The sequence below is a fragment of the Fluviicoccus keumensis genome (assembly GCF_004217445.1).
Classification (GTDB): domain Bacteria; phylum Pseudomonadota; class Gammaproteobacteria; order Pseudomonadales; family Moraxellaceae; genus Fluviicoccus; species Fluviicoccus keumensis.
In genome coordinates this window covers 138,165-163,085 of sequence record NZ_SHKX01000013.1, presented here as the reverse complement: position 1 = coordinate 163,085, position 24,921 = coordinate 138,165, and the positions used below count along the sequence as shown (strand labels likewise).

The 24,921-nt window shown below is 62.9% G+C and carries 23 protein-coding genes; 12 read left to right on the top strand and 11 right to left on the bottom strand.

Translation table 11 applies throughout. The features are described from left to right. The first annotated feature begins 50 nt into the window (after positions 1–50). On the top strand, positions 51–1,868 hold the full coding sequence (locus EV700_RS11615) for an acyl-CoA dehydrogenase C-terminal domain-containing protein (RefSeq protein ID WP_130413947.1): 1,818 nt from the start codon (positions 51–53) through the stop codon (positions 1,866–1,868). 63 nt (positions 1,869–1,931) lie between these two features. Here the strand turns inward: EV700_RS11615 and yihA are convergent, their stop codons facing one another. Beyond that, a complete protein-coding gene (gene yihA / locus EV700_RS11610) occupies positions 1,932–2,615 on the bottom strand; it encodes a ribosome biogenesis GTP-binding protein YihA/YsxC (RefSeq protein WP_130413945.1) in 684 nt (227 codons plus the stop codon). A gap of 144 nt (positions 2,616–2,759) precedes the next feature. Between yihA and EV700_RS11605 the strand changes: the two genes are divergently transcribed. The 4 genes from EV700_RS11605 to EV700_RS11590 all read left to right on the top strand — a co-directional run bounded on the left by EV700_RS11605 (position 2,760) and on the right by EV700_RS11590 (position 5,185). Further along, complete coding sequence (locus EV700_RS11605; RefSeq protein WP_242610250.1) at positions 2,760–3,068, top strand: c-type cytochrome; 309 nt, start codon at positions 2,760–2,762, stop codon at positions 3,066–3,068. 19 nt (positions 3,069–3,087) lie between these two features. Next, positions 3,088–3,744: a c-type cytochrome gene (locus EV700_RS11600; protein ID WP_130413943.1), complete on the top strand. Its 657-nt coding sequence runs from the start codon at positions 3,088–3,090 to the stop codon at positions 3,742–3,744. Positions 3,745–3,892: 148 nt separating this feature from the next. After that, positions 3,893–4,513, top strand: coding sequence for a thiol:disulfide interchange protein DsbA/DsbL (locus EV700_RS11595; RefSeq protein ID WP_130413941.1), 621 nt, complete (start codon positions 3,893–3,895; stop codon positions 4,511–4,513). A gap of 63 nt (positions 4,514–4,576) precedes the next feature. After that, entirely contained in the window at positions 4,577–5,185 is a 609-nt protein-coding gene (locus EV700_RS11590) for a glutathione S-transferase (RefSeq protein WP_130413939.1), read from the top strand. Positions 5,186–5,232: 47 nt separating this feature from the next. On the opposite strand, the gene EV700_RS11585 is transcribed toward EV700_RS11590, so the two are convergent. The 3 genes from EV700_RS11585 to rdgB form a co-directional block, all read right to left on the bottom strand. Further along, on the bottom strand, positions 5,233–8,442 hold the full coding sequence (locus EV700_RS11585) for a FecR family protein (RefSeq protein WP_130413937.1): 3,210 nt from the start codon (positions 8,440–8,442) through the stop codon (positions 5,233–5,235). Between the two features lie 15 nt (positions 8,443–8,457). Further along, the gene (locus EV700_RS11580; RefSeq protein ID WP_130413935.1) at positions 8,458–9,777 is read right to left on the bottom strand and encodes a surface lipoprotein assembly modifier; all 1,320 of its coding nucleotides are present in this window, start codon (positions 9,775–9,777) and stop codon (positions 8,458–8,460) included. A gap of 118 nt (positions 9,778–9,895) precedes the next feature. After that, positions 9,896–10,507 (bottom strand): RdgB/HAM1 family non-canonical purine NTP pyrophosphatase, encoded by a 612-nt coding sequence (gene rdgB, locus EV700_RS11575; protein WP_130413933.1) that lies wholly within the window; start codon positions 10,505–10,507, stop codon positions 9,896–9,898. A 191-nt stretch (positions 10,508–10,698) separates the two neighbouring features. Between rdgB and EV700_RS11570 the strand changes: the two genes are divergently transcribed. Next, positions 10,699–11,682 (top strand): metallophosphoesterase, encoded by a 984-nt coding sequence (locus EV700_RS11570; protein WP_165391446.1) that lies wholly within the window; start codon positions 10,699–10,701, stop codon positions 11,680–11,682. Here the strand turns inward: EV700_RS11570 and metW are convergent. The 3 genes from metW to EV700_RS11555 form a co-directional block, all read right to left on the bottom strand. Further along, positions 11,679–12,278: a methionine biosynthesis protein MetW gene (gene metW / locus EV700_RS11565; protein WP_130413929.1), complete on the bottom strand. Its 600-nt coding sequence runs from the start codon at positions 12,276–12,278 to the stop codon at positions 11,679–11,681. The genes EV700_RS11570 and metW overlap by 4 nt on opposite strands. Further along, positions 12,268–13,419 carry a homoserine O-succinyltransferase MetX gene (gene metX, locus EV700_RS11560; protein WP_130413927.1) on the bottom strand — a complete coding sequence of 384 codons (1,152 nt, stop codon included), beginning with the start codon at positions 13,417–13,419 and terminating at the stop codon, positions 12,268–12,270. Before metX ends, metW begins: the two co-directional genes overlap by 11 nt. Positions 13,420–13,548: 129 nt before the next feature. Continuing rightward, on the bottom strand, positions 13,549–13,932 hold the full coding sequence (locus EV700_RS11555; RefSeq protein ID WP_130413925.1) for a hypothetical protein: 384 nt from the start codon (positions 13,930–13,932) through the stop codon (positions 13,549–13,551). 300 nt (positions 13,933–14,232) lie between these two features. Between EV700_RS11555 and mnmG the strand changes: the two genes are divergently transcribed. The 6 genes from mnmG (at position 14,233) to EV700_RS11525 (ending at position 19,933) form a co-directional block, all read left to right on the top strand. After that, positions 14,233–16,119: a tRNA uridine-5-carboxymethylaminomethyl(34) synthesis enzyme MnmG gene (mnmG, locus tag EV700_RS11550; RefSeq protein WP_130413923.1), complete on the top strand. Its 1,887-nt coding sequence runs from the start codon at positions 14,233–14,235 to the stop codon at positions 16,117–16,119. Between the two features lie 8 nt (positions 16,120–16,127). Beyond that, the gene (gene rsmG, locus EV700_RS11545; protein WP_130413921.1) at positions 16,128–16,763 is read left to right on the top strand and encodes a 16S rRNA (guanine(527)-N(7))-methyltransferase RsmG; all 636 of its coding nucleotides are present in this window, start codon (positions 16,128–16,130) and stop codon (positions 16,761–16,763) included. 102 nt (positions 16,764–16,865) lie between these two features. Then, complete coding sequence (locus EV700_RS11540; protein WP_130413919.1) at positions 16,866–17,645, top strand: ParA family protein; 780 nt, start codon at positions 16,866–16,868, stop codon at positions 17,643–17,645. 24 nt (positions 17,646–17,669) lie between these two features. After that, on the top strand, positions 17,670–18,566 hold the full coding sequence (locus EV700_RS11535; RefSeq protein ID WP_130413917.1) for a ParB/RepB/Spo0J family partition protein: 897 nt from the start codon (positions 17,670–17,672) through the stop codon (positions 18,564–18,566). A gap of 24 nt (positions 18,567–18,590) precedes the next feature. Then, on the top strand, positions 18,591–19,289 hold the full coding sequence (locus EV700_RS11530) for a glutathione S-transferase family protein (protein WP_130413915.1): 699 nt from the start codon (positions 18,591–18,593) through the stop codon (positions 19,287–19,289). 8 nt (positions 19,290–19,297) lie between these two features. Then, positions 19,298–19,933 carry an START domain-containing protein gene (locus EV700_RS11525; protein WP_130413913.1) on the top strand — a complete coding sequence of 212 codons (636 nt, stop codon included), beginning with the start codon at positions 19,298–19,300 and terminating at the stop codon, positions 19,931–19,933. Positions 19,934–19,936: 3 nt separating this feature from the next. Here EV700_RS11525 and EV700_RS11520 read toward each other — a convergent pair whose 3' ends face one another. The 4 genes from EV700_RS11520 to EV700_RS11505 form a co-directional block, all read right to left on the bottom strand. Continuing rightward, entirely contained in the window at positions 19,937–20,992 is a 1,056-nt protein-coding gene (locus tag EV700_RS11520) for an AI-2E family transporter (RefSeq protein WP_130413911.1), read from the bottom strand. 78 nt (positions 20,993–21,070) lie between these two features. Beyond that, positions 21,071–23,152: a glycine--tRNA ligase subunit beta gene (gene glyS / locus EV700_RS11515; RefSeq protein ID WP_130413909.1), complete on the bottom strand. Its 2,082-nt coding sequence runs from the start codon at positions 23,150–23,152 to the stop codon at positions 21,071–21,073. Continuing rightward, positions 23,149–24,114 (bottom strand): glycine--tRNA ligase subunit alpha, encoded by a 966-nt coding sequence (gene glyQ / locus EV700_RS11510; protein WP_130413907.1) that lies wholly within the window; start codon positions 24,112–24,114, stop codon positions 23,149–23,151. The genes glyS and glyQ overlap by 4 nt, the downstream gene beginning before the upstream one ends. Positions 24,115–24,163: 49 nt before the next feature. After that, positions 24,164–24,916 (bottom strand): DUF47 domain-containing protein, encoded by a 753-nt coding sequence (locus EV700_RS11505; RefSeq protein ID WP_130413905.1) that lies wholly within the window; start codon positions 24,914–24,916, stop codon positions 24,164–24,166. Positions 24,917–24,921: the final 5 nt, after the last annotated feature.

Genomic DNA, 24,921 nt, shown 5'->3' with positions numbered 1-24,921 from the left:
TATCATTTCAGTACAATAGCCCGCACATTGGTATATCCGAGGTCAAAACCATGCCGACTTACAAGGCCCCCCTGCGCGATACGCGCTTCCTGATGAACGAAGTGTTCGACTTTCCCGCCCACTATGCCGGTCTGAGCAACGGCGGTGACGCCACGCCCGACATGGTCGATGCCATCCTTGGCGAGTGCGGCCGTTTCTGCGAGGAAGTGCTGGCCCCGATCAACCTGTCCGGCGATCTGGAAGGCTGCACCTTCGAAAACGGCGAAGTCACTACGCCCAAGGGTTTCAAGGAAGCCTACGAACAATTCGTCGCGGGCGGCTGGCAGGGTCTGTCGCACCCGGCGGAATACGGCGGCCAGGGCATGCCGATGTCGCTGGGCCTGATCAAGTCGGAAATGATGGGCACCGCCAACTGGTCGTTCACTATGTATCCCGGTCTGTCCCTGGGCTGCATGAACACCATCATGCAGCATGGCGATGACACCCAGAAGAACCTGTACATGCCGCCGCTGGTTGAAGGCCGCTGGACCGGCACCATGTGCCTGACCGAGCCGCAGTGCGGCACCGACCTGGGCCAGGTCAAGACCAAGGCCGAACCGCAATCTGACGGCAGCTTCAAGCTGACCGGCACCAAGATCTTCATCTCCGCCGGTGAACACGACCTGGCCGAGAACATCATCCACATCGTGCTGGCCCGCCTGCCCGATGCGCCCGCCGGCACCCGCGGCATCTCGCTGTTCATCGTGCCGAAGTTCCTGGTCAACGCCGATGGTTCGATGGGCGAACGCAACCCCGTCACCTGCGGCTCGATCGAGCACAAGATGGGCATCCGCGCTTCGGCCACCGCCGTGCTCAACTTCGACGGCGCGGTCGGCTACATGATCGCCAAGCCCAACAAGGGCCTGGAAGCCATGTTCACCTTCATGAACACCGCCCGCATCGGCACCGCCGTGCAGGGTGTGGCGCACGCCGAGCTGTCCTACCAGGGTTCGCTGCCGTACGCGCTGGAGCGCCGCTCCATGCGTTCGCTGTCGGGCAAGAAAGAGCCGGACAAGGTCGCCGACGCGCTGATCTGGCACCCGGATGTCCGCCGCATGCTGCTGACCCAGAAGGCTTTTGCCGAGGGCGGCCGCGCGATGATCTACTTCGCCGCGCAGTATGCCGACCACATGACCAACGGCATCATCGAGAACGACCAGAAGAAGTACGAGTACTGGGATGACAAGCTGGGCTTCTTCACCCCGATCCTGAAGGGCTTCCTCACGGAAATGGGTCTGGAAGCGGCCAATATCGGCATGCAGGTGTTCGGCGGCCACGGCTACATCAAGGAACACGGCATGGAGCAGATCGCCCGTGACGCCCGTATTGCCACCCTGTACGAAGGCACCACCGGCATCCAGGCGCTGGACCTGCTGGGCCGCAAGGTGTTGCTGACCACGCGCGGCAAGTGCGTGCGCGACTTCACCGGCGACGTGCTGAAGTTCTGCGGTCGTCATGCCCGCAACAAGAAGATGCGCCGTTATGTCTGGGACCTGACCAAGCTCTGCGCCCAGTGGAACTACCTGACTACCCGCATCATGCTGGCCGCCCGCAAGGAGCGCGACATGGTGGGAGCGGCCAGCGCCGACTTCCTGATGTACTCCGGTTATGTGACCATGGCCTATTTCTGGGCCCTGCAAGCTGCCGTCGCCCAGGAAAAGCTGGAGAATGGCGGCGCCGAGCAGCCCGAGTTCTACCAGGCCAAGCTCCAGACCGCCGAGTTCTACTTCGAGCGTCTGTTGCCGCGCGCCCAGGCCCACGCCACCAGCATGCTGGCCCCGGTGAAGAGCCTGATGCAGATGGACAAGGACCACTTCGCGTTCTTCTGATCGCGATGACCATGAAAAAGGGGAGCTTCGGCTCCCCTTTTTCATGGTCGGGATTCGCTGCTGTCAGGCGGGAGGAGCGCTGTCTTCCTCGCCGGGGTTTGCCTCCGGGATGGCCTCGCCTTCCTGGGGCGGATAGTGCAGCCACTCGCCCAGCTTGTCCGCCGCTTCTTCCATGCCGATGCCGCGCAAGGCGGAAAACAGCGAGATGGTGGCGGTCAGCCCCTGTTCCTTCAGCTTTTTGGCTACTTCCTGCACGGTGGTCATGGCCGGGCCGCGATTCAGCTTGTCGCACTTGGTCAGCAGGATATGCACGGGCAGCTTGCCCGCCTGCGCCCACTTCAGCATTTCCACGTCGTAGTTCAGCATCGGATGGCGAATGTCCATCAGCAGCATCAGGCCGCGCAGGCTGTCACGCTTCAGCAGGTAGTTCTGCAATTCTTTCTGCCACGCGATTTTCATGGCTTCGGGCACGGCGGCATAACCGTAGCCGGGCAGATCGACCAGTCGCCGCTCTTCGCCATCCAGCCCGAAAAAGTTCAGCAATTGCGTGCGGCCGGGAGTCTTGGAGGCGCGCGCCAGCTGCCGCTGCCGGGTCAGGGCGTTGATGGCGCTGGACTTGCCGGCGTTGGAACGGCCGACAAAAGCGACTTCGTGGCCGATGCCGGGCGGGCAGGAAGACAGGCGGGGAGCGCTGGTCATGAACTGTGCCTTGGACAGCAGCACCAATACCGGATGTTGTTCGGCCATGTTCAGTCGCCTTGGTTTGAAAGTCGGGCATTGTATAAGGGTATTACCGTGATGGCCAGTTAAGGGTATAATCGCGGCAATTTTGGTTCATTTACGGCCGTGCTCCGGGTTTTTGGCGGAGCGCTCCCTACCCGGCGGGTACGTATGTCCATGTCTCGTGTGTTCAGGACGGCGGTTTTGACAGGCTTGCTGCTGGCGTCAGCCAGCGGTTTTGCCGCGCCCCCCGAGCTTGAAGCGAAGTATGGCAAGTCCTGCGCAACCTGTCATGGCAGCGGTGTGCTGAACGCCCCCCGCAAGGGTGACCGCGAGGCCTGGGGCCCCCGCCTCAAGCAGGGGATGCCCGTGCTGGTCGGCCATGTGAAGGCCGGGTTCAGGAACATGCCGGCCAAGGGGCTGTGCAATGATTGCACCGATGCCGATTATGAAGCCCTGATCCAATTCATGTCTCAATAAGTGTCTGGAACCTGTCGTTATGAAGAAGTCTCTTGCTGCCCTCGTTGCCGGACTGGTTGTCGGTCTGGCCCATGCCGGTCCCATGCCCAAGGGTGATCCCGCCGCCGGCCAGATGATGGCCGCCCAGTGCGCCGCCTGCCATGGCGCCGACGGCAACAGCGTTGCGCCCACTTTTCCCCGTCTGGCTGGCCAGAACGCCCGCTATATCTACAAGCAGCTGACCGATTTCCGTGATGGCCGCCGCCTTAATGCGCTGATGCAGCCCATGGCCATGGGCAAGTCCGATCAGGATATCGCCAACCTGGCCGCCTACTTCTCCACGCAGAAGGCCGGTGTTGACATGGCTGACCCCGCCACGGTCGCCGCCGGTGAGCATCTGTATCGCGGCGGTGACGCCAAGCGCGGTGTGACGCCCTGCGCCGGTTGCCATGGTCCTGCCGGTCGCGGCAATTCCCTCGCGGGCTTCCCCAAGCTGGGCGGCCAGCATGCCGATTATGTGAAGGCGCAGCTGACCGCCTTCCGCGCCGCCGGTCGTGACGACAGCGTGCCGCCGGAACAGAAGCGCATGAATGACGCCGCCAAGGCCGGTGACCTCGGCATCATGCAAATGGTTGCCGCCAAGCTCTCCGACAAGGATATCGAAAAGCTGGCCAACTTCGTTTCCGGTCTGCACTGATCGGACGCGTGAGGAAAACGCCCCGCTACTGGGGCGTTTTCTTTGGCTGCACAGAAGCAACAATTTATGCACAGAGCAGGCCTGCCTCGGTCAGAGGCGCTGGGATATGCTTTGAGCCAGTTTAGTTTTGCCCGCATCCGGAGTAATCATGAAAAAACTGTTGGCGTTGGTGATGTTGTGGGTGGCCATGCCGATGCTGGCCTCGGCGGCGGCTTTCGAAGAGGGTAAGGATTACAAGCGCCTGGCCTCACCCGGCGCGGTCGAAAAACCCGGCATGATCGAGGTCCGCGAGTTTTTCTGGTACGGCTGCCCGCATTGCTACCGGCTCGATCCGCACATCAACAACTGGCTGAAGGCCAAACCGGCGGATGTTAATTTCCTGCGCACCCCAGCCGCCTTGAATCCGGTGTGGGAAGGCAGCGCTCGCGGATATTACACGCTGGAATTGATGGGGGCCGGGCTGGTTGAGAAAACGCATACACCCTTGTTCAACATGATTCAGGAAAACAAGGCGCGTGTGTTTGACGAGAACTCGCTGGCGACTTTTTACGCCCGCTATGGCGTTGATGAGGCCAAATTCCACAGCATGTTCAACTCGTTCGCCGTGACCGGCAAGGTGATGCAGTCCAAGTCGCTGGCCCAGAAGTACCAGCTGGATGGTGTTCCGGCGATTGTGGTCAACGGCAAGTACGTGGTCTCCGGTGAGGATGCCAAGGTGCTGCAGGTGGTCAATTACCTGCTGACCAAGGAACGCAGCCTGAAGAAGTAACGGTTCGATGAACTGTGTGTACCCCGGCCCGCTTTTGTGCGGGCTTTTTTTTGGAGTCATGAAATGAAGCTGATCGCCTCCCTGACCAGTCCCTTTGCCCGCAAGATACGCATTCTGCTGCATGAAAAGCAGCTGCCTTTCGAGCTGGTCGTGGACATTCCCTGGAACGATGATACGCAGGTTCCGACATACAACCCCTTGGGCAAAATCCCGGTTCTTTTGACGGACGACGGAGAGTGCATCTATGACTCACGTGTGATTGCCGAATATCTGGAGGGATTGCCGGGAGCATCATTCATTCCGGAGGACTGGCGCGAGCGCGTTACGGTGCGCCGCCTCGAAGCCCTGGCGGACGGAATCGCGGATGCCGCAGCAACGGTTTTCCTGGAGCATAAGCGGCCCCCCGCACAGGTGAGCGAGACATGGGTGGCGAGACAGCGGGGCAAAATTGATCAAGGCCTGTCGGCGTTGGCGGCGGCATTGCCGGAAGCGGGCGGCTATCTGTCGGGGCCGCGGTTGACGCTGGCGGATATGGCGGCGGTCAGCACGCTGGGGTATCTGGATCTTCGCTTTCCGGAGCTGGAATGGCGGGATCGTTACCCGGGTCTGAAGGCATACCAGACGATGATGTCCTGCCGGAGCAGTGTGGCGGAGACCATGCCACCGCAATGACTGCAATGAAAAAGCGCCCCGAAGGGCGCTTTTTCATTGTCGGAGGATCACAGTGGCGGGGTAGTGGTTTCAAAGGCTGCAACACCCGACACCACATCCGGTGTCGCTCCTGTCTGGGCATCCAGCGTCAGACGATAGCCAACCCCGGCCATTTCGGCGCGGCTGCCGGCCAGGAAGCCGCCCGCCTGCCAGGTGCAGCTGGCGGTGGGGCATTTCGCAATATCGGTGGTGTTGAAATTGGCGAAGCTGAGGGCACTGCCGGTGAGCGTGCCGGTAGTCGCCATGCTGGCGATGGCCGGAGACTGGTTGTTCAACGTCAGGCTGACCTGCATGGCCAGTGAGGCCGTGCCGGTGCCAAAGTTGATGTTCAGGCTGCCGGAGTCAAGGCTGCCGACCGGCAGGGTGGACTTGTTGAGCGTGGTGGGGCTGGTTCCGCCCACCAGGTTGTAAGTAACCGTCGTGGTTGCGCCTGCCAGTGAAGCCGTGGTGGGGGTGCCGACAATGTAGTGCAGGCTGTTGCCTGCCATGATCAGGTCGGAGTTGGGCGAGCCGTCGGTATTGAAACTGGCAATCCCCGTTCCGGTTAACCGGCCCCAGCTCAAGGTGTTTTTGTAGTGGGTAACGTCCGTGCTGTTCATCGGTGTGGGCGCGGTGGGCTGGCCATAGCTGAAAGTGACCCCCAGGTTGTCCGTGTGCTGTGACGCCAGCAGGCTGCCGTTGGATTGGTTGAAGATGGCGGTGATGGCGCCTTCATAGGTCAAATCGCCACGCCCCGTCTTGTGATCGCTGACAAACATGCCGCTGAACGAAGGCGTGACGGAGTCCCCAGCCAGTAGCCCCTGTATGTTGTTGGTAATGACGGTCGAGCCGGATTGTCCGAGCCCGGCGACGCCGTACAGGCGGTTATTGCCTTTGCCATCAATATCTTCAATCGCATACGAGACGCCCAGCAACTCCCCGGCGCTGCCCATGAGGAAGGCGGACAGGCGTGTGTCACATCCGCCACCCGCCTGGCTGTTGCAACTGGTATCGGCCCCGGAGGCTGTCGCCAGCAGTTCGCGGTTTTCCAGCTGGAAAGCCCCGCCATTGACCAGCGTCGGCAGGCTGTAGCCGCTGCGCGAGGCTGTATAGGTGGTTTTGCCGGTTCCGGTTCCGGTGCTGGCTTGCAGGGCAACATCCAGCAGCCCTTCGCCAAGGTTCAGGGTCAGGGACAATTTGTCCAGCGAGGTCGCCAGCGTGGAGGGCTGGGCGAAGCGTGGTGTGGATGCCTGGCTGCCTGAGGCGGCCAGATCGTAGGTGACCTTGGCGTTATAAGCCGGCAGTGTTGCGGGGCTCAGGCCGATGACATAACTGAACGGACTACTGATGTTCTGGGTACCATAGGCGTCATAGGTGATGGTGCCCAGGTTGTATTCCCCCAAGCTATAGCGCAGTTGCGGGTCGGTATAGAGCGAGACGGCCTGAGCGGTTCCCAGGCTGAAGAGCAGGGCGTCGCCTTCGTGCAGGTCGAGCAGCTTGCCTTGGGCAACGCCGTAATTGCCGTCAAAGGTGGCGAAAACATTCAGCGTGTGGAAAAGGCCGTCAGAGCGTTGCAGCGGACTGGAGAAGGTATATGCGCTGGCGGCATCCAGCACCGGGCGGATATTGAATGACGCGGACTGGTCCAGGACGGCGACGCCCTGGATGCCCGAGCCTTGAGCGCCATTGATGACATACGCCGCCCCCAGGGTATCGCCCTCGGTGCCGCTAAAGAAGGCATCGATGGAGGTGAGGCAACTGGTGGAGCAGGCGCTGTCTTCACGACTGGTGGTTTGCAGATTGTTGAAACTCAGGCCGTTTCCGCTGACGGTAGCCGTAACCCCCCGCGCGGTTGTGGTGTAGTTGGCCAGATTTCCCGCCGCGCTGCTGCCCAGCGAAAGCCCCATGTCGATGTCGGCCAGGAAGGTGCTGCTCAGATCCAGACCGATCGTCAATTGTGTCAATTGTCCGCCCAGGCTGCTGCCGGCCAAAACGCGCGGCGTCGTGGCGTCCGTCAGCGTGTATCGCACATAGGTGTTGCTGCCCGGCGTGGGCATGGAGCCGGTCGTGGTGCCGATGATGTAGGGCATGAACTGGTTGGCGGCCAGCTTCAAGACGGACGGGGATCCGAAAGCGGTGTAACCCAGATCGCCGTTCGTCCATTCACCGAAGCTGATGCCGTCGCCGTCCGCATCAATGCGGGTCTTGACGTTGACGATCTGCGCCGTCCCGGCATTGATTCCGGAACTGCTGGCGCTGACCCCGCCGATCGTCGCGTTTTGCAATCCGCCGCGATAGGAGGTTGCATTGAAGGTTGCGGATACATTCGACGTTTGTGACGGGCCGCCATCTGAAAGATTGGGCAGCATCGGGCTGGCCAAGGAATACAGGGGGGCGGTGGTTGTATTGCCATTGCTGGTGGTGGTGACGGTATCTTTCAGCACGGGGCCGGAGCCGAGAATGTCATCCGCGAGGACGGTGTTGCCGTTACCGGTGGTCTGTTCGCCGGCGACGAGCGGGTTGTCCGTGCCGCCTTGGGCGCCGGTGTTGTCGGCCACCTGGTTATCCTGCCCGTCATCGCCGTTGTCCTGGCTGTCATCCCCGCCGGACCGGTCGGATTGGGGCTGGTCGGCCCGTCCGCCCGCCGTGGTGTTCTCGGGGGCCGGAGCCGGGGCTTCGCCGGTGCGCACCTGGAAGGTCTGGCCGGGACTGACGTTGCTGTTGCCCTGGTCGTTGGCGACGTTCACCATGCCCTTGCTGACGCTGACCAGCAGCACACCGTTGACGAAGCGGCTGGAGTAGCCGGTGCCCCGGATGCCGATGGTGGCGACCGGTGTCTTCACCCGGTAATTGGCGCGGTTGACCTTGCCGATGGCGCCGCTGACGGTGCGCATGCTGCCGCGCACGAAGTTGAACAGCAGCGACCCGCTTTCCGGCTGGGCTTTCGAGAAGGTGTAGTTGTCGACACCGAAGACCGTTTCGGGCTGCAGCGACAGGAAGCTGCCGTCAGTAAAGCGGATCTGCACCCGGCCCTTGTTGGTCTCGATGCGTTCGCCGCTGTTGATGAAGTCCCCGCGGGTCAGCGTGCGCTTGCTGCCGTCGGATTTGACGGCGACCACTTCGCCGGTCACGAAGTTGACCCGCCCGGCGGTATCCGCCAGCGCGGCCCCCGACAACGCCATGGCCACCATTGCAGCCAGCAGTCCTTGCGGATTCAGAAGATTCGGTCTGATATTCATGTTCTTGACTCCCTGTTACATGTCATAGCGGAGGTCGACACTGACGACATGCCGGTCGTAGTCGAAAAGGGCAACATTCGAAGAGTTCTGGGTGAAGCTGTAGGTCGGCTGCAACGTCAGGGCCGGACGCAACTTGAATGCGGCGCCAAGGCTGAAGTCGATCTGGTTCTCGTCGCGGGTCTTGAAGAACAGCGGATAATCGGCGTCGTACTTCCGCGACTCGTAGCTGAGGGAACTGTTCAGGCGCAGCGTGTTGCTGAGCGTCAGTGATCCGCCGGCGCGCACCCCGTAGAAATCGTTGCCGAAATGCTTGGCCAGTGCCGAACTGTCCTTCATTTTCTCCGATCCGCCGTACAGGCTGGCGAAGGCGACCGGGCTGTAGCGGATATCAAGCCCCTGCGACCATGCGCCGCCCACGGTGTAGCGGGTGGAGTCGCGATTGGACTGGCTGTCGTAGCGTTGCTGGTTGATCTGGCCGAAAACAGCCGCCTGGCCGGTCATGCCGATATCTTTCTGGAATTGGCCGCCCAGACCGATGACGCTGCGGTAATTGGTGTTGTCCAGCCACATGTTCTGCAAGCTGATCTTGCCGCTGATCAGGCCCGCGGCCAACCGGCGCGCGGCGCCAAGGTTGCCGTCGATCGTCATGTTGCTGTAGTTGTTTTCGTCGGTATATTGCCGCGTCGCCAGGCTGAGGTCGCCGAAGGTGGTGACCGCCGGGGTGTTGCGGTACTGGAAGCTGCCGCCGGCCTGCAGGTTCAGCAGAGTGCTGTCGAGGGCTTGTGAACTGGCGGGGATGGAGAACAGCGCGTTGTTGAAGAAGGGGATGGCAATCTGGCTGGAGCCGGGACCGCCGTTGACGTTGCTGTCGTAGCCCGCGCCAGCCTGTACAAAGGCCGTCAGCACACGCTTTTCCTGCTTCTCCTGCGTTGCGACAACACCCAGGAAGCGGTTGACCATGTCTTTGACTTGCGGCGGCGGGTTATGCGACTGGATGGTTTCCAGCTCGGACCGGGCATTGGCGGTTTCGCCCATGGCCAGATGGGTGCGGGCCATCTGTACGCGGCAGGGGCCGTCATCCGGCGCGACGCTCAGGCAGCGTTCGAAGGCGAAGACGGCATTGCTGGCGTCGCCGCTTTCCAGATAGGCCTGGCCCAACAGATAATCATAGTCGGGGGTTCCCGCGCGCTCTTCTTCCAGCGGCGTCAGAAGTTTCAGGGCGTCGGCGGGCTTTTGCTGGGCCAGCAGCCCGGCGGCCTGGTTCAGCACATCATCGGCCAGCGCCGGAAGGGACAAGGCCGCCAACAAGGCAGCGGTAAAAGGTTTCAGTCGCATGTTGTCGTTCCCTGAGAGGGGTTTCTGTCAATATCAGTCTAGTGTTCAGCCTGTGCGCCGCCAGTCATTCACCCGCGGTGGCCAGGTCAAACGGATACAAAAAACCATTGTTCATGTTTTACCCTGTCGGCAGGGTGGACTGCAACTCTCGCAACAGTGCGTTCATGGCTTTTCCCCGGTGGCTGGCGCGATTCTTGACGCCAGGCGCCAGTTCGGCGCTGGAGGCATGCAATTCAGGCACCCAGAACAGGGGGTCGTAGCCAAACCCGTCGGCGCCGCGCGGCGCGGACAGGATTTCCCCCTCCCAGATGCCTTGGCAGATCAGCGGCAGGGGGTCTTCGGCGTGGCGGACCATGACCAGCACGCAGACAAAACGGGCGGTCAGCGGAAGGCCGTCAGCACGGAACGGCAGCAGGTTTTGCAGCAGGAGGTGATTGTTGTCGGCATCGTTCGCGCCGACGCCCGCGTAGCGCGCCGAATAAATGCCGGGCGCACCGTGCAGGACATCGACGCACAGCCCGGAATCGTCCGCCAGGGCGGGCAGGCCGGAAATCGCAGCGGCATGGCGGGCCTTGATCAGGGCGTTTTCCACAAAGCTGAGGCCGGTTTCATCCGCGTCGGGGATATCCAGGCTTTTCTGGCTGATGACTTCAATGGCCAAGGGCGCCAGCAGGGACTGCAATTCGCGTAATTTACCGGCATTGCCGGTCGCGATGACAAGTTTGTTCATGGGCGGGCTTTTCAGGCTGTTTTGCGGATTCTAATCTTCGTCGCCGGCTTTGGCGACCCGGACTGCGGTAGGGTACAGTTGCTGTCAGTGGCTGTGGATAATTCTGTGGATAAGCTGGGTCTTGAGTCGGTTTTGGTTTTTCTGTGGATAACTTTGTGGATAAGGCGTGGCTTGCCGGGATGAAAACAACGATGCGTGAACGCTGGTTTTGGGGAAGCGGTGTGGCTCTGATGCTGGGGCTGGCGGTGGCCGGGGTGTACACGGGCAGCCTGGCCTGGACGGACCGGCCGTTTCCGGCCACGGTCAAGGCGGTCCTTTACTACGAAAGCTGGTTGATGCCGTGGTTGCTGGCGGCGTTGCTGCGCCTGTGGCGGCAGGGACGGATTTCCGGGGTGTTCGCCGGGGCGGTGGGACTGCTGTTGCTGATAGGTGTTTATGCCCGCTTTGTGGAGCCCAACCTGTTGCTGGAGCGCCATACGGCCATCCATACGGGATACCGGTTGAAGCTGGCGCTGGTCAGTGATCTGCATTACGGTCAGTTTTCAACGGACTTTCAGCAGCGCCAATTGGTGTCGCGCCTGAATGCGCTGGATGTGGATGCGGTGCTGGTGGCGGGGGACTGGACCTACGATCCACCGCGAAATGTGGCGTTGGAAACGTTACTGGCGTCATTCCGCCAGATTCGCCATCCGGTGTATTCCGTACCGGGCAACCATGACGAGCAGCAACCGGGACCGCCGCTGCAACAGGCGCTGAAGGCCGCCCTGATTCACAACGGCGTTATGCCCGTCGAAGGCCGGAGCGTGACGTTGGGACCGGTGCGGCTAGTGGGGTTGAACGAGCTGTGGTCCTGCCTGAACGGCAGTGGTTTGCCTCGGGACTTCCAGCCCGATAACCGTCCGGTGCTGTTGCTGGGTCATCACCCCGAGGCGGCGGACGGCTTGCCGCCCTTGCCGGAAGGCAGTTTGCTGCTGGCGGGCCATACCCATGGCGGGCAGGTCAACCTGCCGTTCCTGACCAACTGGGTATTGCAGAACGGTCACTTCTCGACATTCCGGCAGGGCCTGTACCGCAAAGGCCACCTCCAGGTTTTTGTCACGTCCGGCGTCGGCATGATCGGCCTGCCGCTGCGCTTCGCCGTGCCGCCGGTGATCGACGTGCTGGAACTGTACTAGGCCGTTGCCCGCGTGACGCGGTAGATGGCCACTTCGCCGAACATGTTGGGGAACTTCTGCATCAGCAGGCTGCCCTGCTGGTCGCCGTCGACGGCGCGGCGGTTGAGGATGGCGACGCCTTTCTCGGCGCACAGCGCCTCGAAGTCGCGGAAGGTGCAGAGGTGGATGTTCGGGGTGTTGTACCAGGAATAGGGCAGCGCCTCGGACACCGGCATCATGCCGCGCCAGAACAGGTAGCCGCGCGTTTTCCAGTGCGCGAAGTTGGGGAAGGTGATGATGGCTTCCTTGGCGACGCGCAGCATGTCTTCCAGCAGTTCGTCGGGCTTGGCGACGGCTTGCAGTGCCTGGGTCATGATGACGCTGTCAAAGGTGGCGTCGCCGAAGTTGCCCAGTCCTTCATTCAGGTTCTGCTGGATCACGTTGACGCCGCGCGCTACGCCGGCGCTGATCTTGTCCTCGTCGATTTCCAGACCGTAGCCGTGCACGTTGAACTGGTCGCGCAGGTGCGCCAGCAATTCGCCGTCGCCGCAACCGAGGTCGAGCACCCGGCTGCCGGGCTGGATCCATTGTTCCGCCAGTCGCAGGTCAAGACGCATGATTGGCCTCGGGAATCCGGTTGAGGAAGTTTTTCAGCAGGGTTATGTAGCGCGGGATGGGGAACAGGAAGGAGTCATGCCCTTGCGGCGCGTCAATGTCGGCGTAGGAGACATCCTTGCGCTCGGCGATCAGGGCATTGACGATTTCCTGCGAGCGCGACGGCGCGAACCGCCAGTCCGTGGTGAAGGAAATCACCAGGAAACGGCAAGTGGCGCGGGCCAGCGCGGCGCGCAGGTTGTCGTTGTAATCCCGCGCCGGATCGAAATAGTCCAGCGCCTTGGTCATCAGCAGGTAGGTGTTGGCGTCGAAATAGCGCGAAAAGGCTTCGCCCTGATAACGCAGGTACGACTCCACCTGGAATTCAACGTCATAGCCGAAGGCGAACTGGCCGGTCTTGAGGTCGCGGCCGAACTTCTGCTTCATGGCGTCGTCGGACAGATAGGTGATGTGGCCGACCATGCGCGCCAGGATCAGGCCGCGCTTGGGATAGGTGTCATGCTCGTAGTAGTGGCCGCCGTGGAAATCCGGGTCGGACAGGATGGCCTGTCGCGCCACTTCGTTGAAGGCGATGTTCTGCGCCGACAGCTTGGGCGCGCTGGCGATGATGACGGCGTTCTTCAGGCGTTCCGGGTAGTCCACCGCCCATTGCATGACCTGCATGCCGCCCAGCGAGCCGCCGACGATGGCTGCCCAGCAGTCGATGCCAAGGTGGTCGGAGAGGCGCGCCTGCACTTGCACCCAGTCCTTGACGGTAACCAGCGGAAAGTCCGGGCCGTAATTCTTGCCGGTCGCGGGATTGATCGAGGACGGGCCGGTGGAGCCGTGACAGCCGCCCAGATTGTTCAGCGCCACCACGAAGAAGCGGTTGGTGTCGATGGCCTTGCCGGGGCCGATGCAGGTGTCCCACCAGCCGGGCTTGCTGTCATCCGGACTGTGGTAACCGGCGGCATGATGGTGGCCGGACAGCGCGTGGCAGATCAGCAGCGCGTTCGATCGGTCGGCATTGAGGACGCCGTAGGTTTCATAGACGAGGTCGTAACTTTCCAGCACGCGGGCGCAGGCCAGCGTCAGGGGCGTGTCGACATGCAGGGTCTGTGGCGTCACCAGCCCGACGGAATCGGGGGGCAGGGTCTGTGGCATTGGCGGCAAACCGGCAGGGCACAAGGGGAACCAAGTCTAAAGAGAGTGGCGGGGGTGTGCAAGACAACGGTGGCGATGCCGGGGGTACAGCGACGGGCCGGCGGCGGGTGCCGGCCCGGTTTGGCAGGGTCAGGCCAGGTTCAGGGCAGGCATTGACGGAATGGTCAGGTCATTCTTGTGCGCCAGATGTTCTTCCAGCATGGTCAGCAGCGCGATGAATTCCTTGGGGCGCGCGGGCTTCTTCAGGGAAAACACGGATTTCCGCGCTTTCTCGATATCCGTGCTGTAACCCACCACGACCGAGAGCGGCTTGCCCGGTTCCGATTTCGGATACACCGGCGTTGCTTCGTCCATGTCTACAAAGACCACGTCGGCGTAGCCCTCCGCCAGATAATCCCAGCGCGCCTGACCCGGGCGGGCGGTCTGCGCCAGAATGCCCAGCAGCGATTTGAACACCAGGCGGTCCTGTTCCTTGGCGGAGGTGCAAGCGAGGGTGAGCGTGGGTGAGGTCATAATGAGGCTCTTGTATAGTTGACGGTGGCCATTCGGGAATTTTTATTGACCATTATAAGACTGCGAATCCGGTCACAAAGCCAGTTCCAGCCGGGCCAGGCAGATGAAAGGCCGAATTTGTGCGATGAAGTGTTAGGTTTTCGTTAACGTTCGAGTGGTTTTAATCGTTGCACAGGGTGGCCTTTACCGGCCCGGTGACCGGGAATTCTCGAACTTGACCGGCGAGTCGTTTATAATACGCGGTTCAGTTCCCAGCCGATCCCCGGCACTTTCGACGGCCCGGCCCGCAGCGGTGGTGTTATGCGTTATCCCAAATCCTACGATGTCATTGTCATTGGCGGCGGCCATGCCGGTACCGAAGCGGCGCTGGCGGCGGCGCGCATGGGCTGCCAGACCCTGCTGCTGACCCACAATGTCGAGACGCTGGGGCAGATGAGCTGTAACCCGGCCATCGGCGGCATCGGCAAGAGCCACCTGGTGAAGGAAATCGACGCCTTGGGCGGCGCCATGGCGCTGGCTACCGATCTGGGCGGCATCCAGTTCCGGGTGCTGAACGGCAGCAAGGGCCCGGCGGTGCGCGCCACCCGCGCCCAGGCCGACCGCGCGCTGTACAAGGCCGCTATCCGCAGCATCCTGGAAAACCAGCCCAACCTCGACATCTTCCAGCAGGCCGCCGATGACCTGATCGTGGAAGGGGAAACGGTCAAGGGCGTGGTGACGCAGACCGGCATCCGCTTTGATGCGAAAACCGTGGTGCTGACCACCGGCACCTTCCTCGGCGGCGTCATCCACATCGGGCTGGAAAACCACAAGGGCGGCCGCGCCGGTGATCAGCCCTCCATCGCGCTGGCCAACCGCCTGCGCGAACTGCCGCTGCGCGTCGGCCGCCTGAAGACCGGCACGCCGCCGCGCATCGACGCCAAGTCGGTCGATTTCAGCGTGATGATGCCGCAACCGGGCGACACGCCGATTCCGGTGATGTCGTTCATGGGCAACGCCGCCATGCACCCGGAACAGGTCAACTGCTGGATCACCCACACCAACGAGCAGACCCACGACATCATCCGCGGCGGCCTTGACCGCTCGCCGATGTACACCGGCGTCATCGAAGGCGTCGGCCCGCGCTACTGCCCGTCGATCGAGGACAAGATCCACCGCTTCGCCGACAAGAATTCGCACCAGGTGTTCATCGAGCCGGAAGGCCTGAAGACCCACGAACTCTACCCCAACGGCATTTCCACCAGCCTGCCGTTTGATGTGCAATTGTCTCTGGTACGCTCCATTCGTGGCATGGAAAACGCGCACATCACCCGTCCCGGTTACGCCATCGAATACGATTTCTTCGACCCGCGCGACCTGAAGCACACGCTGGAGACCCGCGTCATCCACAACCTGTACTTTGCCGGGCAGATCAACGGCACCACCGGCTATGAAGAAGCCGGGGCGCAGGGCCTGCTGGCCGGGATCAACGCCGGTCTGCGCGCGCAGGACAAGGACGGCTGGTATCCCACCCGTGATGTGGCCTACCTCGGCGTGCTGGTCGATGACCTGATCACGCTGGGCACCAAGGAACCGTACCGCATGTTCACCTCGCGCGCCGAATACCGGCTGTTGCTGCGCGAGGACAACGCCGACCAGCGCCTGACCGAAACCGGCCGCAAGCTGGGATTGGTGGATGACGCCCGCTGGGCCGCCTACTGCGAGAAGCAGGAAGCCATCGCCCGCGAAAGCCAGCGCCTGAAGTCGGTGCTGGCGCATCCCGGCAGCGCGCTGGGCCATCGTTTCGCCGAGCTGACCGGCCAGGAACTGAGCAAGGAAAACACCCTGCTGGAGCTGCTGAAGCGGCCGCAGGTGAATTTCGCCCATGTCGCCGAACTGGCGGGCATCGAGGTCGCGCCGGAAGTGGGCGAGCAGATCGAGATCAACGCCAAGTACGCCGGTTACATCGACCGCCAGCAGGAAGAAATCGACAAGCTGCGCGCCCATGAGGAAATGACGCTGCCCGAGGACTTTGACTATGACCGCGTGTCCGGCCTGTCGAACGAGGTGAAGGCGAAGCTGAAGGCGACGCGCCCGGCGACGCTGGCGCAGGCGGGCCGCATTCCCGGCCTGACTCCGGCGGCGGTATCGCTGCTGATGATCTACCTGAAGAAGCACGGCATGGCCAACCTGCGGCTGGCGGGGTGAAGACAGCCATGACCGACGCCCAACTCCTCGCCCTGCTCGACAACGGCCTCCGCCAGCTGCAATTACAACTGCCGGAAGGCAGTAATGAGCGCCTCCTGTCCTACGTGACGGCGTTGCAAAAGTGGAACAGCGCTTATAATCTGACGGCCATTCGTGACCCGAAAGACATGGTGGTCAAGCATTTGCTGGATTCGCTGGCGGTGTCGCCGCTGGTGCGTTCCGGCAGCCTGCTGGACGTCGGCACCGGCGCTGGCCTGCCCGGTCTGGTGCTGGCGATGGTGCGCCCGGACCTGCAGGTGGACCTGCTGGACAGCAACAGCAAGAAGACCCGCTTCCTGGTGCAGATGACCGCGCAGTTCGGCCTGAAGAACGTCAGGGTGCATCATGCCCGTGTCGAACAGGCCCAGTTGCCGCCGCAGTCCCAGATCATCAGCCGAGCCTTCGCCAGCCTCAGCGACTTCGCCCACTGGTGCGGTCATTTGCTGGCCGGGGACGGCGTGCTGCTGGCGATGAAGGGTCTGTACCCGCAAGACGAAATCGCCGCTTTGCCCGCGCCCTTTGTCGTGCGTGAGTCGCATGCGCTGACGGTGCCGTTCCTGGACGAAGCGCGGCATTTGCTGGTGATCGGCAAGCAAGCAGCCTGACACGGCGCGCCCGACGGGGTGCGCCACGGAGCGGGTGGTCCGCCCCTCCCGACCCTCCCGGTGTTTCCGGGGAGGGAACCTGAATAGTGAAGGAAACCTGACATGACGCAAATTCTCGCCATCGCCAACCAGAAGGGCGGAGTCGGCAAGACCACCACCTCGGTGAACCTCGCCGCCTCGCTGGCCGCCGTCAAGCGCAAGGTGCTGCTGGTGGACCTGGACCCGCAGGGCAACGCCACCATGGGCTCCGGGCTGGAAAAGCACAGCCTGCCGTACTCGGTGTACGAGGTGCTGCTGGGCAATGCGTCGATCAACGTCGCCGTGCAGCCGACGCCCAAGGCCGGTTACGACGTGCTCGGTTCCAATCGCGAGCTGAGCGGTGCGGAACTGGAACTGATGGACATGGAAGGCCGCGAAACCCGTCTCAAGGACGCGCTGGCTTCCCTCACCAAGAAATACGACTTCATCGTCATCGACTGCGCGCCGTCGCTGAGTCTGCTGACGCTGAACGCGCTGGTGGCGGCCGACGGCGTCATCATCCCCATGCAGTGCGAATACTATGCGCTGGAAGGGCTGGCCGACCTGACCAACACCATCGAGCGCATGACCCAGCGCCTGAACCCGAACCTGCGCATTCGCGGCATCCTGCGCACCATGTTCGACCCGCGCAACACGCTGGCCAACGATGTCTCCGCCGAACTGACCAACCATTTCGGCGACCAGGTGTTCGAAACCGTGATCCCGCGCAACGTGCGGCTGGCCGAAGCGCCTGCGCACGGGCTGCCGGTGATGTACTATGACAAGGGGTCGCGCGGGGCGTTTGCCTACCTGACGCTGGCCGCCGAATTGCTGAAGAAAGAAAAGAAAAGAAAAACGGCCTGACGGCATATTTTCCGGGAATTGACCATGAGTACGAAAAAACGCGGTTTGGGTGGTGGACGCGGTCTGGATTCCCTGTTGGGCGCGCGCAAGGTCAAGGAAGATGTCGACGCGATCGAAGCCAACCCCTCGTCCCCGGCGGTGACCAGCGCCCTGCAAACCCTGCCGATCGAGCAGTTGCAGCGCGGCCGTTACCAGCCGCGCCGCGACATGAATCCCGCCGCCTTGCAGGAGCTGTCCGACTCGATCAAGGCGCAGGGCGTGATGCAGCCGGTGGTGGTGCGCGCCATCGGGCCGAAGCAGTACGAGATCATTGCCGGTGAACGCCGCTGGCGCGCCGCGCAGATGGCCGGGCTGGACACCATTCCCGCCATTGTCCGCGACATTCCCGATGAGACCGCCATTGCCTGGGCGCTGATCGAGAACATCCAGCGCGAAGACCTGAACCCGATGGAGCAGGCGGTGGCGATGCAGCGTTTCGCCGACGAATTCGAGATGACGCACCAGCAGATCGCTGATGCCGTCGGCAAGGCCCGCGCCACTGTCACCAACCTGCTGCGCCTGACGCAGCTGCCGCGCGACGTGAAGACGCTGCTGGAACACGGCGACCTGGAAATGGGCCATGCCCGCACGCTGCTGGCGCTGCCGGAAGCGCAGCAGACCGAAGCGGCCCGCACCATTGTCGCCAAGGGACTGTCCGTGCGCCAGACCGAGGCGCTGGTGCGCAGCCTGCTGGCCGCCAAGGACAAGGGCGCGCAAAAGCCCGCCAAGCTCGACCCGAATGTCGCCGAACTGCAAACATGGCTGGCCGAGCGCCTGGGCGCCGGGGTGGACATCCAGTACAACAAGAAGGGCAAGGGCAAGGTCGTGATCAGTTACAACTCTTTTGAGGAACTGGACGGCATTCTGGCGCATATTCAATAAATTGAAGGCCGCCGGAGCCCCGCCATGATCGAGTTGTACCAGTTCCATCCGTCGTTGGGGCTGCCGAACATGAGCCCCTTCTGCCTGAAGCTGGAAACCTGGCTGCGCATGGCCGCACTGCCCTACGAGAACCGCTACACCAACGATCCGCGTGAAGCGCCGCTGGGCAAGCTGCCCTCCATTCGCGTTGATAACCGGATGATTCCGGATTCCACGCTCTGCATCGACTACCTCAAGCACAAGCACGACCTGGATTTTGACCGGCACCTGACGCCGGAACAGAAGGCGCAGTCGCATGCGCTGAAGGCGCTGCTGGAAGACCGTCTGTACTTCTTCGCCCTCTACAGCCGCTGGGTGGATGCCCGCTACTGGCCGCAAATCCGGGAAGCGCTGTTCGGTAAGCTGCCGTTCCCGGTGCGCAAGGTGCTGCCGCAGGTGATTCAGCAGAAGATGAAGCGCGACCTGCTGGGGCAGGGCACGGCCAAGCACAGCCAGGAGCAGATCTACGCCTTTGCCGCGCAGGACATCGCGACGCTGTCGACGCTGCTCGGTGACAAGCCGTATTTCTTCGGGGACGAGCCGACCGAGATTGACGCCTCCGCCTTCGGCTTCATCGCCCAGCTGACGCTGATCAGCGACAACTCACCGTGGCCGCCGATCGTGGCGCCATACCCCAACCTGCGCGCGTATGCCGAGCGCATGCTGCAACGTTATTTCCGCTGAGCGTGCGCGTGCTACTGCCCTGGATGCCCGGCCTGATCGCGGCTTGCCTGATGACGGCGGCGCTGGCGGATGGCGGCTGGGAGCTGGCGCGCGAGGATGCCTCCCGCCAGATCCGGGTCTTTACCCGCTCGCAGGCCGATAGCGATTACGACGAATTCCGTTCGGAAATGCTGGCGCCGCAGTCGATTGACACCGTGGTGGCCGTGTTGCGCGACATTCCCGCCTGGCCGGAATGGATTGCCCGTATCCGCAAGGTGAAGTTGCTGCGGCACGACGGTGAGTCGAACTGGGTCTATGTGGTTTACAAACTGCCTTATCCGTTCAAGGATCGTGACACCGTGTTGCAGTCGGTGTTGCAGCGTGAGGCAAAAGGCGGGGTGGTGACCATCCGCAGTCAGGCCGTGCGCACCTTGCCGATGCCGGAACAGGACAGCCGGCGGGTGCATCTGTATGAGCTGCAAAGCACCTGGCGACTGACGCCGCTGCCGGGCGGCGGCACCCGTATTGAATTGTCGGGGCGGGGCCAGCCCGGCGGCTACCTGCCGTCACTGATTTTCAACTACAACCTGGCGGATGAGCCGCAGCAGACCTTGCGCCTGTTGCGGTTGATGCTGGCGCGACCGAAGTATCAGCCGCGCAAATAAGCTTCAGGCTTCGGCCTTTTCCCCTTCCAGCCATTGCCGCCACACCGCCACCAGCACCGCCAGGATCACCGGCCCCAGGAACAGCCCCACCATGCCGAAGGCGTTCAGCCCGCCCAGCACGCCGAACATGACCAGCAGGAAAGGGATGTGGGTTTTGCCGGAAATGACGAACGGCCGGATGATGTTGTCTACCCAGCTGATGACGAAGGTGCCCCAGGCCGCCAGCCCCAAGGCTGCCGCCACATCCCCCTGTGCAAACAGCCAGATGGCGACACTGCCCCAGGCAAAGGGCGTACCGAAGGGAATCAGGGCAATCAGCGTGGTGATCGCCGCCAGGAACACCGGGCTGTCCATCCCCGCCACCGCATAGCCCACCCCCGCCAGGAACCCCTGCGCCAGCGCCGTCAGCACGATGCCGATCACCACGGCGCGCGTCATGTCCGCCGCCGCCTGCACATAGCCGTTGGTGCGGCGGCCGATCAGGTGTTGCAGCGCGGTGCGGATCTGCGCCATCAGCACTTCGCCGTCGCGATAGAAGAAGAACAGCGTCACCAGCGTCATGCCCAGCTTGGCGGCGTTGCGGCTGATGCCGCCGGCAATGGCCCCGGCCGATCCCCAGACATGTTGCGTGACCCGCTCCAGTTGCGCGCGTAATGCGCCCGGTTCGTGCAGTAGCCGATCGAGGAAGCCTTCCAGTTCATGGCCGATACCCGGCAGGGTGCGGATGAATCCCGGAGTTTGCAGCGTGCCGGACGAGAGTTGCGCGGTCAGCCGCCCCATGACCTTCCCGGCTTCGTCCTGAAGCACATAGATTCCCCAAGCCATCGGCAGCACCAGCACCAACGCCAGCAGCACGGTCATCAGTGCGGCGCTGCGGTTGGGGCCGCCGGTGGCGCGTTTCAGGCGCTGGTAGCCCGGCCAGGTGACATAGGCCAGGATGCCCGCCCAGACCATCGGTACGATAAAGGCGGACAACACCCGGTAACCCAGGAACATCAGCAGGGCGATGACGACGATCAGCAGGGCGCGGTGAATGGCGGAGGCCTGGGGTGTGGACATGCATTCCTCGAACAGTGGGGAGGGGAAATGAAAACGGCCCGTTGAGGGCCGTTTTCATGCAGCGAGCCTGTGTCCTTCTTACTGCAATTGCGAAATATCCGCAATTGCCAGGAAGAGGGCGCGCAGGTTGGCCAGCAGCGTCAGGCGGTTGCGGCGCACAGCGGCGTCTTCCGCGTTCACCATCACTTCGGTGAAGAAGCGGTCGACGACCTCGCGCAGCGAGGCCAGCTTGGCCAGCGCGGCGGTGTAGTCGCCGGCGGCGAACAGCGGCGCCAGCTCGGCCTGCAGTCCGGCCACCTGTTGCGCCAGCGCCTGTTCGGCGGCGTCGGCCAGCAGGGCGTTGTCGACGGTGCCGGTGGTGACCGATTCGTCCTTGGCCAGGATGTTGGCGACGCGCTTGTTGGCGGCGGCGAGGGCGGCGGCTTCCGGCAGGGCGCGGAAGGCCTGCACTGCCAGCACCCGGCGCGAGAAGTCCAGCGGCTTGCCCGGCTTCAGCGCCTGCACCGACTGGATCACGTCGACGCTGACGCCCTGTTCTTCATACATGGCGCGGTAACGGCCCAGCAGGAATTCGAAGACATCGCCGACGGTGTTGGCGTTGGACAGCTTGGTGCCGTAGGCGTTGACTGCCTGTTGCGCCAGCACGGTCAGGTCCAGCGGCAGTTGCTGTTCGATGATGATGCGCAGCAGGCCGATGGCGGCGCGACGCAGCGCGAACGGGTCCTTGGAGCCGGTGGGCGGCTGGTTGATGCCGAAGATGCCGACCAGGGTGTCGAGCTTGTCGGCCAGCGCCACGCTCAGGCCCGCCTTGGTGATCGGCAGGCTGTCGCCCGCGAACTTCGGCAGGTACTGCTCGTTCAGCGCCAGCGCCACTTCTTCGGCTTCGCCGTCGTGCAGCGCATAGTGATACCCGGCAATGCCTTGCAGTTCCGGGAATTCACCGACCATTTCCGAGGCCAGGTCGCACTTCGACAGGATGCCGGCGCGCTGAGCCAGCGCTACGTCGCCGCCAATCTGTGCGGCGATGAACGCCGCCAGTTCGCTGATGCGCTCGGCCTTCTCATACACTGTGCCGAGCTGGGCCTGGAAGACCACCGTCTTCAGGCGTTCGTTGCGGCTTTCCAGCTTGACCTTCTTGTCCTGCTTGAAGAAGAACTCGGCGTCGGTGAGACGCGGGCGCACCACCTTCTCGTTACCGGCAATGATGAATTCCGGGTTCGGGCTCTTCACATTGGCGACGGTGATGAAGCGCGGCAACAGCTTGCCGTTGCCGTCGACCAAGCAGAAATACTTCTGGTTATCCTGCATGGTGGAGATCAGGGCCTCCTGCGGCACGTGCAGGAAACGCTCCTCGAAGGAACAGACCAGCGGCACCGGGTATTCCACCAGCGCGGTTACTTCGTCCAGCAGCGCTTCGGGGATGACAGCCTTGCCGCCTTCCTTCGCGGCCAGCGCCTGTACCTTTTCCAGGATGGCTTCACGGCGCTTGGCGAAGCAGGGCATCACGTACAGGGTTTCCAGCGCGGTTTCGTAGCCGTGTTCCAGCCCTGCCGGGTAGTTGCCCAGGTTCTTGACGGTGAAGGTTTCGTTGTTGGCCATGAAGCGGTGGCCGCGGCTTTCGTTGCCGGCGGTCTGGCCGAGGATCGTGCAGGGCACGACCGAGTTGCCGAGCAGCATCACCAGCCACTGCGTCGGGCGCACGAACTCGACCTTGGAGGCGGCCCAGCGCATGCGCTTGGCGATCGGCAGCGCGTCGAGCGCGGCCTGGACGATGCCGGGCAGCAGCGTTACCGCGTCAGCACCGGCAATGGACTTGCTGTAGCGCAGCTTCTCGCCGCTGCGGTCGATCTCGCTGATATCGACGCCGTTCTTCTTGGCGAAGCCCAGCGCGGCCTGCGTCGGGTTGCCGTTGGCGTCAAACGCGGCCTTCACGGGCGGGCCGTCGACGTTCAGCGTGCGGTCGGGCTGGCGGGTTTCCAGACCCTGGATGCTCACCGCCAGACGGCGCGGTGCGGCGAAATGGCAGGCGTGGGTGTAGGTCAGTCCGGCCTGCTTCAGGCCGTTTTCGATACCGGCCAGGAAGTTGTCGGCCAGCGTCTTCAGGGATTTCGGGGGCAGTTCTTCGCAGCCCAGTTCCACCAGGAAGGGTTGAGTGGTCATTGTGCAGCCTCCGCAGCCAGTTTCGCCAATACTTCATCCCGCAGGTTGTCGGGGGCCATGGGGAAGCCCAGGCGGGCGCGGGCGTGCAGGTAGCTGGAAGCCACGGCACGGGCCAGTTGCCGCACGCGCAGGATGTACTGCTGGCGGGCGGTGACGGAGATGGCGCGGCGGGCGTCCAGCAGGTTGAAGCTGTGCGAGGCCTTGATCACCATTTCGTAGGCGGGCAGCGGCAGCGGTTGCGGCAGCGCCATCAGGCGGTTGGCTTCGCTTTCGTAGAAGTCAAACAGCTCGAACAGCTTGTCGACGTTGGCGTGCTCGAAGTTGAAGGTGGATTGTTCCACTTCGTTCTGGTGGAAGACATCGCCGTAGGTGACCTTGCCGAAGGGGCCGTCGGTCCAGGTGAGGTCATAGACCGAATCGACGCCCTGCAGGTACATGGCCAGCCGTTCCAGACCGTAGGTGATTTCGCCGGTGACCGGGTAGCACTCGACGCCGCCCACTTGCTGGAAGTAGGTGAACTGGGTGACTTCCATGCCGTTCAGCCAGACTTCCCAGCCCAGGCCCCACGCGCCCAGCGTCGGCGACTCCCAGTTATCTTCCACGAAGCGGATGTCGTGGACGGCGGGGTCGATGCCGATGGTGCGCAGCGAGTTCAGGTACAGTTCCTGGATGTTGGCGGGGTTCGGCTTCAGGACGACCTGGAACTGGTAGTAGTGCTGCAGGCGGTTGGGGTTTTCGCCGTAGCGGCCGTCGGCGGGACGGCGGGAAGGCTGCACGTAGGCAGCGTTCCACGTTTCCGGGCCGAGGGCGCGCAGGAAGGTGGCGGTATGGAAGGTGCCGGCGCCCATTTCCATGTCGTAGGGTTGCAGGATGACGCAGCCCTGTTCGGCCCAGTAGTTCTGCAGGGCCAGGATCAGCCCCTGGAAGGTGCCGATGGCTTGGGGAATGCTGTTGGTGGTCATTGTTATGCCCGGAAGGGGGGTCGAAAAAAGAGGGCTAGTATAGAGCCCCTCACCCCACCTTCGCCACAATGTCATGCAGCACTTCCGCCGCCCGCGCCACGCGGTCGGCGCCGTTCGACATGTGCCGGTAAACCTCGCGCCGTTTCAGGATTTCCAGCATGAAACCGACGGCCGGGGTGATGCCCGCGCTTTCCGCCGCGCTCATCGCCGTGGTCAGCACGCCCAGCGCCTCCGCGTCCTGCTTCTGCTGCGCGGTCAGGGTCAGCAGGTAGTGCTCGGGGTTGAACAGTTCCGCCAGCGCCTTGCGGTAGACCTTCTCGGTGTTGCGCTCGGTCTTGTGGGCGGCGCTGGCGTCGGCCTCGGCGGCCAGCGGCGTCTTTTCCAGCTTGGCGAAGCCGCTTTCCAGCGCCAGCGCGCCCTGATGCATCAGCACCGCCATGGCCAGCGTATGCTCGTCCGGACCCAGGTGCAGCACCTGCATTTCGCGGACGGTGGTCTTGGCGTAGTTGAGGATGTCGTCGATGGCGGCGACGGCCTGGTAGATATCCTCGCGGTCGATGGGCGTGGCGAAGGCGTGGTGCAGGATCGACATGTTGCGGTTTTTCATCCGGTCGCCGCGATGTTCCAGCTCGCTGACATGGCTGGCGTGCTCATCCAGCCCGGACTGCATGTAGGTGACCAGCGCCGCCGTACATTCGACGGCCAGATGCGCCTGTTCGTTGATCAGCCGGTAAAAGTCGGGAATTTCGGGGAAAATGCGGGCTTTCAGCCGGGTGAGGAAGCTTGGGCGGGGCGCGGTCATGACAG